This is a genomic window from Nostoc sp. (assembly GCF_036916985.1).
In the GTDB taxonomy this organism is placed as follows: domain Bacteria; phylum Cyanobacteriota; class Cyanobacteriia; order Cyanobacteriales; family Nostocaceae; genus Nostoc.
This window is the reverse complement of the sequence record NZ_JBALFD010000018.1, coordinates 316,163-330,331: the sequence shown is the minus strand read 5'-3', so window position 1 is coordinate 330,331 and position 14,169 is coordinate 316,163. Positions and strand designations below refer to the sequence as shown.

General features: G+C 43.3%; 12 protein-coding genes. 5 read left to right on the top strand and 7 right to left on the bottom strand.

The window, feature by feature from the left end:
• Positions 1 to 204: 204 nt before the first annotated feature.
• Together V7L07_RS07410 and V7L07_RS07405 are read right to left on the bottom strand one after the other, a co-directional pair.
• Complete coding sequence (locus V7L07_RS07410) at positions 205 to 1,158, bottom strand: heme o synthase (protein WP_335056407.1); 954 nt, start codon at positions 1,156 to 1,158, stop codon at positions 205 to 207.
• 279 nt (positions 1,159 to 1,437) lie between these two features.
• Positions 1,438 to 2,373 carry a COX15/CtaA family protein gene (locus V7L07_RS07405; RefSeq protein WP_335056405.1) on the bottom strand — a complete coding sequence of 312 codons (936 nt, stop codon included), beginning with the start codon at positions 2,371 to 2,373 and terminating at the stop codon, positions 1,438 to 1,440.
• Positions 2,374 to 2,966: 593 nt separating this feature from the next.
• Here V7L07_RS07405 and V7L07_RS07400 point away from each other — a divergent pair.
• The 5 genes from V7L07_RS07400 to V7L07_RS07380 all read left to right on the top strand — a co-directional run bounded on the left by V7L07_RS07400 (position 2,967) and on the right by V7L07_RS07380 (position 9,961).
• Entirely contained in the window at positions 2,967 to 3,971 is a 1,005-nt protein-coding gene (locus V7L07_RS07400) for a cytochrome c oxidase subunit II (RefSeq protein ID WP_335056403.1), read from the top strand.
• A gap of 92 nt (positions 3,972 to 4,063) precedes the next feature.
• The gene (ctaD, locus tag V7L07_RS07395; protein WP_335056401.1) at positions 4,064 to 5,800 is read left to right on the top strand and encodes a cytochrome c oxidase subunit I; all 1,737 of its coding nucleotides are present in this window, start codon (positions 4,064 to 4,066) and stop codon (positions 5,798 to 5,800) included.
• A gap of 159 nt (positions 5,801 to 5,959) precedes the next feature.
• Positions 5,960 to 6,586, top strand: a complete 627-nt coding sequence (locus V7L07_RS07390; RefSeq protein WP_335056399.1) for a cytochrome c oxidase subunit 3 — start codon at positions 5,960 to 5,962, stop codon at positions 6,584 to 6,586.
• An 858-nt stretch (positions 6,587 to 7,444) separates the two neighbouring features.
• Positions 7,445 to 8,683: a serine/threonine-protein kinase gene (locus V7L07_RS07385; protein ID WP_335056397.1), complete on the top strand. Its 1,239-nt coding sequence runs from the start codon at positions 7,445 to 7,447 to the stop codon at positions 8,681 to 8,683.
• A gap of 198 nt (positions 8,684 to 8,881) precedes the next feature.
• Positions 8,882 to 9,961: a PstS family phosphate ABC transporter substrate-binding protein gene (locus V7L07_RS07380; protein ID WP_335056395.1), complete on the top strand. Its 1,080-nt coding sequence runs from the start codon at positions 8,882 to 8,884 to the stop codon at positions 9,959 to 9,961.
• A 200-nt stretch (positions 9,962 to 10,161) separates the two neighbouring features.
• On the opposite strand, the gene V7L07_RS07375 is transcribed toward V7L07_RS07380, so the two are convergent.
• The 5 genes from V7L07_RS07375 to V7L07_RS07355 all read right to left on the bottom strand — a co-directional run bounded on the left by V7L07_RS07375 (position 10,162) and on the right by V7L07_RS07355 (position 13,614).
• Entirely contained in the window at positions 10,162 to 10,425 is a 264-nt protein-coding gene (locus V7L07_RS07375; protein ID WP_335056394.1) for a hypothetical protein, read from the bottom strand.
• Positions 10,376 to 11,554: a DNA double-strand break repair nuclease NurA gene (locus tag V7L07_RS07370; protein ID WP_335056392.1), complete on the bottom strand. Its 1,179-nt coding sequence runs from the start codon at positions 11,552 to 11,554 to the stop codon at positions 10,376 to 10,378. Before V7L07_RS07370 ends, V7L07_RS07375 begins: the two co-directional genes overlap by 50 nt.
• Before the next feature lie 652 nt (positions 11,555 to 12,206).
• Positions 12,207 to 12,587 carry a hypothetical protein gene (locus tag V7L07_RS07365; protein ID WP_335056390.1) on the bottom strand — a complete coding sequence of 127 codons (381 nt, stop codon included), beginning with the start codon at positions 12,585 to 12,587 and terminating at the stop codon, positions 12,207 to 12,209.
• Positions 12,588 to 12,643: 56 nt separating this feature from the next.
• Positions 12,644 to 12,787 carry a hypothetical protein gene (locus tag V7L07_RS07360; RefSeq protein WP_335056388.1) on the bottom strand — a complete coding sequence of 48 codons (144 nt, stop codon included), beginning with the start codon at positions 12,785 to 12,787 and terminating at the stop codon, positions 12,644 to 12,646.
• 128 nt (positions 12,788 to 12,915) lie between these two features.
• Positions 12,916 to 13,614 (bottom strand): SRPBCC family protein, encoded by a 699-nt coding sequence (locus V7L07_RS07355; protein ID WP_335056385.1) that lies wholly within the window; start codon positions 13,612 to 13,614, stop codon positions 12,916 to 12,918.
• Positions 13,615 to 14,169 lie beyond the last annotated feature (555 nt).

Below are 14,169 nucleotides of genomic sequence, written 5' to 3'. Positions count from 1 at the left end.
AGAACAACAAGTTGAAGCCCGAATGATGCTCCTAATAGCTAAAGCTGAACGGGAGAGATTGGTGCTAGCGATCGCCTTACAAATCCGCTCATCCCATCGTAGACATCGCAAATCCGCAAAACTCTAATTATTATGTGTATTTTTTAATTTCTGAAAATGCGATCGCGCCACTTTACCAAACGCGATCGCGAAATTTTCCATCCCCTAACCTATAAAATGCAGCTGATTGATTGCTGCACAAATTAGATTATGGGTAACGGGAAGACTATCAACTACCATCCCCAGACACAACAGCATCATGTAGGAGATGGAATAGAGAAACAACTCTCTCGCGACAGTGCGATCCTCTGGATTTTGCAACAGCCGCCAAGATTTGTGAATAAATAATCCTCCCAGACTGACGGCGATCGCAGCATAAAGAATTCCACTTGCACCCAAGGGATAAACTAATAACACGGTTGCAAATACTGTCACCAGCGTATAATACCAAATTTGCTTCACCGTTGCCGTATCACCTTCAATCACAGGTAGCATTGGTATCCCTACCTTTGCGTAATCATCCCGAATCATCAGAGCTAAAGCCCAGAAATGGGGTGGTGTCCACAAAAAGACGATGGCAAAAATTAACCACGCTGACCAGCTTAAAGTGCCCGTGACAGCAGCCCAACCTACTAAAGCCGGAATTGCCCCAGCCGCCCCACCAACAACGATATTTTGAGTGGTGTGACGTTTTAGCCAGTGGGTATAGACCAAAATATAAAAGACAATACCAGAGAAGGCTAATAGGGCGGCTAACAGGTTAGCAAACACTGCTAGGAGTGTAAAGGAAATCGTCGCTAGTGCGATCGCAAAAATTAGAGCATCGCGTGGCTGCACCTTACCCGAAGGTATCGGACGATGGCGCGTCCGCTCCATGTCATAATCAATATCCCGGTCATAGACACAGTTAATCGTCTGGGCGCTTGCAGCAGCCAAAGTGCCACCAGTGAGAGTTACTAGCAACAGCAATGGGTCTACTTCTCCCTTAGCAGCAATCCACATACTCCCAGCCGTGGTAATCAAAAGCAACGGAATAATCCGAGGCTTGGTTAGCTGGTAGTAGCTTTGAACTACCTGTAAAAATGTTTCGTGGTGGCGAGAGACATTAGTCTCAATCATTTTGGCTCTGGTTCCTTATTTTTCAACAACTTACAGCAGAATTCAGAATTCAGGAGTCAGAATTCAGAAGTAAAACAGGTTTTATACCTGGCTTTGAGACGCAAGCTTGTGTACTTCACTTCTCTTGAAATCCGCTGTATATGCAGCCCCCGCTCAAGCTGGCTCTTTCAGACAAATGAAAACTGAGTGCTGAGTTAAGAGTAGAGACGCGATTAATCGCGTCTGTACAAGAGTTATGAATTAGGAGTTCTTTTCCTGCTCCCTCATCTCCTCCACTCCCTACTCAGCACTCAGCACTCGTGACTCAGCACTCACCGAGTCGCGTAGTGATAAAACTGTGAAAGCCACCAAAGTACCTAGTAAAGTAGCTCCTATAGCTTGATGAGAGACAGTGAGAGGCTCGACTTGGAGGTGTAATTTGAAGGTGGCGAATCCCAACAGGCTTTGTAATGTCAACAACCCACCAGCCATATTTGCCAGTCGCCGTAAGGCTGGATGTAGTGCTGGTGTCCGCCAACAGATAAATACCATTGCCAAGGTTGCCACTGTTGGCGGCACCAAACCAGCAATATGACTGTACATTACAGTACAAAGTTGAGAACCGCCAAGGCATTGGTGTAGCGCCCAGCGAGAGCCTACCAAAGCACCTAGAATACTTTGCAGGTAAACCAGAACAGCGGCAGTTAAACCAACCCAAGGCAACTTACCAACGGTTCCATTTCCCTGGTAGGGTGTGAGTGCTGTGCCAATAATCAGGAGGGTGGTAAAAAACAACAACGCTGTTCCCAGATGAGCGGTAACGATATCAAACCGCAACAGTTCGGTAACGGTGAGTCCCCCTAAGATACCTTGGAAGACGATTAGAAACAGGGCAAATGTGGATGCCCAAGGCAGCCAAGAGGGTAAGAAACGACGACGCCACCAGGACAAACCAAAAAGTGCGATCGCGCTTACACCAATTAAAGCTGCATCCAATCTGTGAAACCACTCCAAAAACACTTGGAGATTCATTTGCTTGGCTGGCACGAGTTCGCCATAGCATAAGGGCCAGTCTGGGCAAGCAAGTCCAGCATTCATGACGCGGGTGGCACTGCCTATGGCCATCAAAATTAAGGTGGCTATGCACATTTTCCACACCAAGCGCCGAATCATTTCCTTGGGCTTTTGCTGCTCAACTACCGCTTCATTTTGTTGTTGTAGGACAAATTCGCTCATGAACGATACCTTCTGCCCGCTCTTGGTGGATCTCTTAAAATTTTCAATTTTCTTTTAGTAGTGTCCCATCTTCACCCTAGCGTATAGGCTAAAGGTTTATAGATTAGCACTCACTTATACTTTGAATCACTCCAGCAATGTTTTGCCCGAAGCTTTAGGTATTTTTCAAGATGTCAGAAATTAATTGGACTGGGGACTGGGTACTGGCTACTGGGGACTGGGAAAGAAGAGTATTTTTCCCAATTTTGGTTAGTAGGGTTTGAATACCCATCAAAATTTTCCCAATCCCTAGTCCCCAATCCCCAATCCCGAAGCGCCCATTCCTCACCAACTTCAGCACAGAGAGTTGGCGATGAATGGGGGCGACCCGTTAATGGCAATTAATTTAAACATCCTAAATTTTTCCTTAAATTTTTTCACTGATTTACATCTATTTTTGGCGTTGTATGATAGTAAACTCATACTCAAAATCACTAAAATAGCCAAAAAAATTAATAAAAATTTCAGACCTTCCTCCCCCATGTCTGACAGCCTAGACTACCTTAGTAAGTGAGTAGCTTCGAGATAACATAGTAAATTCAATTAAGTAAGCCGTGAAGATTCCAAGTTCCATCTGGACATTACTCATTGGCATCGTGCTAACGCTAGCCAGCCTTTGGTACGGTCAAAATCACGGTCTGTTGCCAGCAGCCGCCACTGATGAAGCCGTCTTGGTGGATGGTCTATTCAACACGATGATGATCGTTTCCACAGGGATATTTTTGCTCGTTGAAGGTATTTTAATTTACTCTGCATTTAAGTATCGTCGGCGTGCAGGTGACAATGAAGACGGCCCACCAGTTGAAGGTAATATACCTCTAGAAATTCTCTGGACGGCGATCCCAGCAATTATCGTTATCGGTATTTCTGTTTACAGCTTTGATGTTTACAACGAAATGGGTGGCTTTGATCCCCATTCTATTCATGAAGCACCGATGAATCAGGAATCGATGAAAATGCCAGGGGCAGCGATTGCAGCAACTTTAAGCGATGCATCCACAAATACTGCATCTGACCACGATCATGCTCAAATGGTTCAACAACATTCTGTTACCATTGCTCAGAATGTTGAAGAAGAAGACAAACCAGCAGAATTACAAGTCAACGTCGCTGGTCTACAATATGCCTGGATTTTCACCTATCCTGAAACTGGGATAACTACAGGTGAAATGCACGTGCCCATCGGGCGAAAAGTGCAAATCAATATGACCGCCAACGATGTCATCCACGCTTTCTGGGTGCCAGAGTTCCGCCTGAAACAAGATGCGATCCCCGGCAGACAAAGTGAGTTTCGTTTCACCCCCAAAACAGCAGGAGATTATGTCCTGATCTGTGCCGAACTTTGTGGCCCCTACCACGGTGCAATGAGAGCAACAGTAGTTGTTGAGCCACAAGAAGCCTTTGACAAATGGGTGCAAGAACAGCTAGTTGCCAGCAAAGAAACACTCAATCAAGCGATCGCTGTTAACCCTGCCGATCTCTCCCCAAATGAATTTCTCGCGCCTTACACCAAGGACATGGGAATTAAGCCAGAAATCCTCCATCAAGTTCACCATTAATCAACAGTCCACCTCAAAAGTTTAATAAATAAGCACTAAGCACGGGCTAAACGCCCCACTACCGCTAACAGGACTCAGCACTCAGCACTCTTATGACACAAGCTCAGTTGCAGGAAACTGCCAATATCCCCGCCCTTCTTGAAGAACCAGGGGTCAGAAAATGGCAAGACTTCTTTGGCTTTCAAACCGACCATAAGGTGATTGGGATTCAATACCTAGTCACTTCGTTTATTTTCTACTGCATTGGCGGCGTCATGGCTGACTTGGTTCGTACTGAACTACGAACCCCAGAGATAGATTTTGTCACCCCGGAAGTCTACAATAGTCTGTTCACGCTGCACGCCACGATCATGATTTTCCTCTGGATCGTGCCAGCCGGGGCAGGGTTTGCTAACTATCTAATTCCCCTGATGATTGGGGCAAAAGATATGGCATTTCCTCGGCTGAATGCTGTTGCCTTTTGGATGATTCCCCCTGCGGGTGTGTTGTTAATCGCTAGTTTAGTGGTTGGCGATGCACCAGACGCCGGCTGGACTTCCTACCCTCCCCTAAGTTTGGTGACAGGACAAGTGGGTGAAGGCATTTGGATTATGAGTGTTCTGCTGCTAGGTACGTCCTCAATTTTGGGGTCGATAAATTTCCTGGTGACATTGCTGAAAATGCGTATCCCCAGCATGGACATTCACAAAATGCCCTTGTTTTGTTGGGCAATGTTCGCGACTTCGGCGCTAGTTTTGGTATCAACTCCAGTTCTAGCAGCAGGTCTGATTCTCCTTTCCTTTGACTTAATTGCCGGGACAACATTTTTTAACCCAACTGGCGGGGGTGACCCAGTAGTATACCAGCACATGTTTTGGTTTTACTCCCACCCAGCCGTTTACATCATGATTTTGCCCTTCTTTGGCGCAATTTCAGAAATTATCCCCATTCATTCGCGCAAGCCGATTTTTGGCTATAAAGCGATCGCTTATTCCTCTCTCGCTATTAGCTTTTTGGGGCTAATTGTTTGGGCGCACCACATGTTTACCAGTGGTGTTCCCGGTTGGTTGCGGATGTTCTTTATGATCACCACCATGATCATTGCCGTACCCACAGGAATTAAAATATTTAGCTGGTTAGCAACTCTATGGGGTGGAAAAATCCAGCTGAACAGTGCCATGTTGTTTGCCATCGGCTTTGTTGGCACTTTTGTAATCGGCGGGATCAGTGGCGTGATGTTGGCAGCAGTGCCTTTTGATATTCACGTTCACGACACTTATTTTGTGGTGGCACACTTGCACTACGTCCTATTTGGTGGTAGTGTGCTAGGGATTTTTGCAGCCATTTACCATTGGTTTCCAAAAATGACGGGACGGATGGTAAACGAATTTTGGGGTAAGGTTCACTTCGCCCTGACTATTGTCGGTCTAAACATGACCTTTTTACCCATGCACAAACTGGGTTTAATGGGCATGAATCGCCGTATTGCCCAATATGACCCCAAATTCACCACACTAAACGAAATCTGCACCTATGGTTCTTACATACTGGCAATTTCGACATTCCCCTTCATCATTAATGCAATTTGGAGTTGGTTATACGGCGAGAAAGCTGGCAATAATCCTTGGAGGGCGCTTACCTTAGAGTGGATGACGACCTCACCACCTGCGATCGAAAATTTCGATCAAACCCCAGTACTGGCTACAGGCCCTTACGACTACGGTTTGGAAAATGCTAGTGAGGGTGTACCCTTATCTGATCCCAATCCATTATTATCTGGTGGCCCCAACTCAGTATTAAGAGCAGAACCCGACCCAGCGGTTGCCGCCAATCCCGAAGACCGGAAATAAACAGGGGACTGGGGACTAGTGACTGGTGACTAGAGAATAAATTCAAAGTACTATTTTCCAATCCCCAATATCCAATCCCCAATCCCCATTACCCCTTATCCCCAGAGGGGGCCCCACCTTCCCCAATCCCCATTCCCCATTCCCCACTTATTAAAATTCATGCAAAGTCAAACTATTGACCCAGCTAAAACGGAACTGAATCATCACCACGAGGCGGAAGCGTCTGTTGGTCATCACGAAGAACATCCAGACCATCGCCTATTTGGGCTGTTTGTCTTTCTGATTGCTGAGGGGATGATTTTTATGGGACTGTTCGGAGCCTATTTGGCTTTCCGTGCAACCTTACCTGTGTGGCCGCCAGCAGGTACTCCAGAATTAGAACTATTGCTACCTGGAATCAACACCATCAATCTAATTTCTAGTAGTTTTGTCATACACAATGCCGACACTGCGATTAAAAAGAATGATACAAAGAGTGCGCGAATCTGGTTAGCAATTACCGCTACAATGGGTGCTACTTTCTTGGTGGGTCAAGTATATGAATATACCCATTTAGAATTTGGTTTAACTACCAATTTATTTGCTAGTGCATTTTACGTTTTGACTGGTTTCCACGGATTGCACGTTACCATTGGCGTTTTGGCGATTGTTGCTGTGTTGTGGCGATCGCGCGTTCCGGGTCACTATAGTAACGAAAAGCACTTTGGCATTGAAGCAGCCGAAATCTACTGGCACTTCGTTGACGTAATTTGGATTATTTTGTTCGGATTACTGTATCTACTGTGAGTATTAATTAATTAGTTGTTCAATCCACGCTGACAACATAATAAGCCCCCTAGTACAGAAAGGCAAAAGTAAAAAGGCAAAAGTAAAAGGAAAGAAAGCTTACAAAATAAGCATTCTGGCTATTTTAAATGGTTGCTTTATTTACACCGTGTCTTACTAGTAGGGGCTTTTTTATTTCATATAAAAATTTTTATGCTTGTACCATAGCAAAAAATTGTAGGTTGGGTGGAGGCTTTGCCAAAGCTAACATCCTGATATATGTTGGGTTGCGCTCCGCTCCACCCAATCTACAAATATTCTTAACCGAAACATATTAGAAGGAATATAAATAAATTTAGGGGATTTAACAAAGACGCTGTATTTCTTACAAGTGACATCAATTTCCCTCAAGGACTTAGCTGCTATTTTTTAGTTTTGTCGAACTCAGGTTGATATGACAAAGCGATCGCATTTAGTAATGATGAAAATCTGGTAACAAAATTGTGGCGCACACTGTAAGGTTATTTGTGCTTTAAATTCCACTTTTCTGGGTTTTGTTCAGTAATCAGACTGAGCCATTAAAATAACTAAGCTTCACGACTCCTGAATATTCTCTTCTGCTCACAGTTCTAAATACTGTGGATTAGTGTTAGATTTACTTAAGTGATAAAATTACAGACTATTCCAAAAATAAATTTTATATTAAGATACCTCTAAAGGTGTTGAATGAACCAATCAAGCGGCTAACCATCAAACAGATCCAAAGTATCGGTCGTCTAATCAGATGAATGCCTTAAATACTAGTAAATCTAGCCGCAGGTATTCATAACCTCGCCCAAGCTCTGAATGGTCAGTAAATTAAAAACTAGTATACGCCACATGAGCCAGAACCCTTTAGTCAGAAAAACACTCCGAAGTCGCTTTGAGACTGTCAAACTGATGGGAAGCGGAGGATCTGGTAGTACTTACTTGTTAGGAGGTGCTATACGTAATAGATATAGATACTCTATTGCCAGAAAAACACTTCGGAATCGGTTTGAGATTGTCAAACACTTAGGAAGTGGAGGATCTGGTGATACCTACTTAGCTGTTGACTTGGATTTACCAGGACAACCCCATTGTGTCGTCAAACATTTCCACCCAAAAGATTCCAATCCTGCTGTTCTACCCATTGCTAAAAAGCTATTTGCTCGCGAAGCAGAAGTTTTATACCAACTAGGCAACAACCACGATCAAATTCCGAGACTGTTTGCCCATTTTGATGAAGATGGAGATTTTTATTTAGTCCAGGAATTTATTGACGGTCATGCCTTAACTCAAGAAATTCTACCAGGTCAGCATCTTAGCGAGAATGCAGTCTTAAGTTTATTAAAAGACATCCTGGAAGTGCTGGCCTTCGTCCACGAACACAATATTATTCACCGAGATATTAAGCCTCAAAACTTAATGCGGCGGCACTCCGATCAGAAGATAGTGCTGATTGACTTTGGAAGTATTAAGAAAATTGGTGCTTTAGGAACAGGCTTAACAATTTCTGTTGGAACTCCTGGCTATATGCCAAGCGAACAGGCTAAGGGAAAGCCAAAACTTTGCAGCGATATCTATGCAGTAGGGATGATCGCCATTCAAGCTTTGACAGGTTTGATACCTGAGCAATTACCAGAAGATCCCAATACTGGAGAAGTTATCTGGCGTGATAAAGCACACGTAAGTGAGGCTCTGGGAAATATTTTAGATACAATGATTTGCGATCGCTATAACCAGCGTTATCAGTCTGCTACAGAAGCTTTGCAAGCGCTTAATTCTGCTCTGCTGTCATCACAATCCTTACAATCTGCTGTCATCAACCAAAACACTGATGATAGCTATTTGCTAACTTATAGAAACTTTATTTTGCTACTAGGTATAGGTCTTGGTGCCGCCACTAGTTTGATAGTATTAGTTTTAATCTATACATTTATTCATACGGGGACATCGCTTCCGAACCAACCTACTCAACTAAAGAGATTTCTAGAAAAATTTGTTGAGTTACCGTTAAATAATACAAATATCCTAGTAGACAAATCAGCAGCTAACAGAGGAGTTTGTCAAAACAATTGCACCATTGCAAAAGACTAAAAAAGAGCAAATTTAGTCTCACCACATTAGAAAGAATTAATCATCTAGTAGCAATCTTGAATAATTCTGTTTGATAAAACTAGATATTAACTATTTATGAAAAATTTATTTTAAATCTAAATATCTAAAGATTACTGTAGAATAAATACTTAAGTATTCCTGTAAGATAAATACAATAAACAATATTAAATTAAAAAAATGGATAATACAAATCAAAAAAAAGCTTTAATTAATGCCGAAATCGGACTATTTCTCAGAGGTTTGATTATTGGTAAAGTGCTGACACTTATGGTTATTGGCGGATTGCTTTGGTGGTTACTGAAGCCGAGTTTATCGTCCCGCAGTAGCACTGATTCTTCCTCCAATCAAAGTTTCAAAACTGTTTCTAGTAATGCATCAACTTTTGGGACAATTGCTGATGTTCCCCCTGCTTCATTCAACTACGGAGGTAGTACAGCTTGGGCATCTATCCGGCAATTAGTAGATTCTCAGATCCAGAGCGATCGCCCCGAACTACAATTACGCTATGTAAACCCTATTAATGGTAGCCCTGGTTCTAGCTCCGGTATTCGGATGTTGCTGGATGGGAAACTAGACTTTGCTCAGTCCTCCCGCCCTCTTACAGATGAAGAACAAGCGATAGCAAAAGAGCGAGGCTTCACCCTTGAGCAACGTCAGATTGGTATGGATGGGGTAGCAGTGGTAGTCAATCCATCACTCAAGGTATCGGGTTTAACTGTTGAACAATTGCAGCAAATTTATTTGGGGCAAATTACCAACTGGAATCAAGTAGGTGGGCCAAACCTAGCCATCACAGCTTTTTCTCAACGACCAGAGGACGCAGATACAGTAATATTCCCTAGTAACAGCAACTTGAAGGGGCAAGCACTTGGCTCTAATGTGCAGTATGTCTACTCGACTACAGAGGCAGTGCGCCAACTCAGTAAAAACCCTGGTGGTGTGTATTACGCTTCTGCCCGTTCAGTAGTATTTCAATGTAGTGTCAAGGCTTTGCCATTGGGTAGTACTTCTGGTCAGCTAATACCCCCCTATCGGGAGCCGATGGTGTCGCCTGAGCAGTGTCCACGTCAGCGCAACCAGCTAAATACTCAGGCGATCAAAAATGGCAGCTATCCTATAATCGCTAATTTGTTTGTGATTATTAAGCAGAATAAAGGTCGGGAGCAGCAGATTGGGGATGCATACACCAAACTTTTATTAACTGACCAAGGGCAAAGGGCAATTGAGCAAGCTGGTTTTGTCGGGGTTCGCCAGTAGATTAGCACAAGTATACTGATACTTGATGTACAGAGATGCGCTTACGTCAAGAGATTAATTATTAGTTATTCACGTATAGCATTTCCTACCTAATAAGGTACACCCGTAGGGGCACGGCAGTGCCCATTGGTGTCAACTTAAGTTGACACCAATGGGCAGGAGGGGGAGCCACCCACAAGGGTTTTTGTCCCCCAAAAATGCTAATCGCCCGCAAGGGGCGAGGCTTGAAACCCTCTTGGCTTCGTCAATAATCTTAATTCCTGCCTGCTACCTCCTGACTGGAAAGTGCTGTTAGCGGTAGCGGAGCGTTTAGCCCGTGCTGAGTGCTGAGTAAAAATACTAGTTCCCAGTCCCCAGTCCCCAGTTATTCTTTCATTCAAGGCTGTGAAACTTGTTTCATCAGGACTGCCTTCTTCACGCAATGCTCCCGCGCTTTCGGGCTTCTTTGTAGGAAGTTCCCACATTTTTTAAACCAGCTTTAATCATTTGTTGTTCGAGGAGGGCAAAGAAACGCGCTCGATCACCACCTTTTACCACTGCTTGATTATGGGCTTCAGCGATCGCTACAGGGTAGCCGTATCCTTTTTGCACTTGTGCTAACATCAGTCCCAGCGCTTGATCTAACATAGCTGCATTCTCCGCTACCCATGCCGGGACTTCAATTCGGGCGATTTCGGTGCCAACGTGGACATAACAAAAGTAAATTGTTTGATTGCCGTAGAGTTCGAGAATGGGAGAATTACTGCGCCACAAGGTACTGCGTTGTCCTGGTTTGAGTCGGGTTGCCCAAACAGAAGTATCTCGCAACTGTTCAAAAATTTTACAAGGTACTTTTTCTAGCTGATTTGGGCAATGACTTTTACAGTCTGGCGCTGAATGAGGACAAGCCAACAAGCGTAAAAAGTTCATTGTTTCGATACTGCGAGAGGCGCTAAGATAGCCCATCAACGGAATTTGAGCATCACGCATTTGCTGCCAAGCTTCGAGAATGGGGGGTAAAATGCGATCGCGTGCATCCATCGGCAACTGTTCTAAAAACCAGTAAATTAGCGAACCATCTACCATTGCTAGTGCTGGCGTTTCCTTTTGCGCTGCATCACACGCCAGTTCTGCCAACACCGTTGCTTCTGAGGCAGTGCGGCGAAAACTCATCCATTCCTCAGTTCTAATTCCCCACTGCCGAGACATATATAAATCTTCTGGGCGATAAAATACTTCTGGCAAACTATCGAGTAGCGGATGGCGATTTTGTCCGTAGTGCAAGACGACTCTGCCGATATTTAGGAGATAACAATAAGCAATTTCGTGATGGTTGGGGGCAATTTGGGAACCATCGGTAGCGATGACAGTATGAATTTTTGGGGGAACTGGAATATCAATGCAGGTTTCTAGCGGCTCGATTGGGGTAGCATTAGCAAAGAGAATGCGATCGCGCCATTTTTCCTGGCGATCGATTAAATCTTGTTGAGACTCGTAAGCATTTTTTAAATGTTGTTGTGCCAGTTCTAAACGCTGACGACTGGCAGCAGCTTCTAAAGTAAGATGCTGACTTAAACCCTGCATTTGTCGCGCTAGTTTTGTTAGGTCAAGCATAAAAGTTGAGTGCTAAGTGAGGAGTGAATATTTATCAATTAGAAATTTTCCTAATTCCTAATTATTTACCTATATCTTTTAAATATCTTGCTTTGCAGCCATTATGCTAGAAAATCAAAATAATTCGTAATTGATAATGACATTCTCATACTCATAGGACTTACGCACGAGTTAGGGAATAACGTAGACGCAGGCTTGCCGCAGGCTACTGCAGAGGCGCAGAGAACACGGAGAAATCAGAGTTTGAGAGATATTTTGCGTAACTCCTAACTCATACTAACTAATATCAATTCTCTGTGAAGCTGCACATTATTTTCACCCGCCTCTCTTACTGGCGGCAGAGCCGCTTTTGAGTTGCATTTCCAGCCTCCGGCTGAAAACGAGGTTTTAAAGAAGTTTTAGCTTAAGTTGACACCAACGAGCAATGCTGTGCCCTATTGTCTATTGCAGACGACAAAACCCGAACCAGCAAGTGCTTGATGGTTCGGGTGTATAGGTAAATATGCTTGGGTGAAGGGCTACTAGCAACAATTTTAGGTTTTCGAGACGCGATAATTATCGCGTCTCTGTAATTAATCAAAGCTTATTTGACCATGTGCAAGTCAAATTTTTCGACTCAAAATGTTCTACCAAATTAGCTGATATTTTTCAGTTATTTGTTAGAAGTATTGTGATAATAACCTTCTCTGTCTCTATTAGAGGATGAAGCTTTATCTTCGGTTGTGTTTTTTGTCGGATCAAAAAACTCTTTTGTAGCTTCAGGAGTTTTTTCATCCAAATTTAACTTTTCACGGATATTATCAACAGCACTTTTTAAGGGATTTTGGCTGTTTGTGATTTGGGTATCATTTCTAATTTCACCTTGCTCATTTGGTGTTCCCTTGTAATAAGTACCCTCTGGAGTTTTAACATCAGCTTGTGCTACGTTAACATCGCTAAAAGCCTGACCTAGTAAAAACATAAATCCGACTAGAAAAACTACAAGGATTTGAGAAATGCGAATATTTTGCAGCCATGAAATTACTCGATTCATAAAAACCTCAATTGCATTATGTTGGGTGTACAGTCTAAAATGCTGAATGACATTTATCATTCAGGTTTGAAGAATAACTTTGATGCAGTTATCCTTTTTTGTTGAAAAATGTGATAGCCTGCCAAACTAACAGCATCAATGTCACAGCTACCACTCATCTGTTTCAACGTTTCGCCAGCATTAACTTCTTGTGGGGTCATTTTCGGAGTTAATTATCTCTGCTTTGGCAAACTTTGTCGCCATTTCTAGGCGTTCGAGAAAGCGAATAAGAGCGATCGCTTTTTCGGCTCCCATCATCTAAACACTAGTCATGGGATTGGGTAAATAACTAACTGCGTCCAGAAGGTTGACCTTCAGTAGTGGCAATTTCGCCTGTTTCCATTAGCATCTTGAAGCGGTGCAATTCATCACCAATTTGCTGTTCTGGCTCTTCACCAAAAAGTTTAGCCACGGTAGACCCCAATGCCCCGCCAGGTGGGTTATACTCCAAGACAACCTTTACTTCCGTACCGCGCTCGCCTGGTGCTTTTTGGAAGCGGACAAAACCAGAATTATCAATATCTGCACCTTCCACAGAAGCCCAAGAAATAAATTCATTTTCCCGGTCTTCGAGAATTTCTGCATCCCATTCTACGCTGTTACCTAAAGGTGCATTAGCTATCCAATGAGAACGTTTTTCGTCGTACACCTGGACAGATTTAAGATGCTTCATAAATGTAGGCAGATTCTCAAAGTTGTGCCAGAAACGATACAATTCTTCTGCCGATTTATTAATTGTTATTGTCTTTTCAATTTTGATCGGTTGGTTTATACCTATTGCTTCCTGTGCTTGCTGGATTGTGCTTTGCTTCGTTGCACCTTGATAAATCAAACCGCCACCAGCTAAAGCTGTTAACACTCCCCGCAAAGAACCTTGCTTTAAACCCATCAACACCATAGCACCGCCACCGATGAGAGATGCCCAACGCTCTGTTTCACTAGCTTCGCCCTGGCTTGTACTTGGTTTATCGCCTGATATCGAAGTCACTTTTTTATCTCTCCATTACAGTAAATTAACCACTTTATCTCTGCGTTGTTCTCTATGAGACGTTAGGAAATACGCCTCGTTGGCTACGCTGATATAGCTGCCCTTGAAGTGGACAGTTAAAGATTCAATTAAAGAGTCAATGTTGTTATTTCTGCCCAATAAAAAACAGCTATGAGTGGGAATTTGGCTACTGAATAATTTCGGTTTGATAACTCCTAAGTTAATAACTAAAAACTTTAACTACAATTTGATTGACCATGAATTTATACTTACAATCCTATGGTGCGATCGCTAGTTTAGCTTCGTTCCCAGGGGATAGATTCATTTATTAGCTATACACCTCTAGTTAGACAAGGGATTTCCAGTTAAAAAAATATCCCATCCCTGTAGGATGCTCCACTGAACATAGGGGCGCAAGCACTTGCGCCCCTACAAAATATACAAATAATTTAGGATAATTTAACGTGAGTTCGATGAATCTCTCCCTCCCAACCTCCCTCTCCGAAACGGAAAGAGAGGAGCAACGAAAAATTAAGCTTTTTGCTCCCCTCTCCG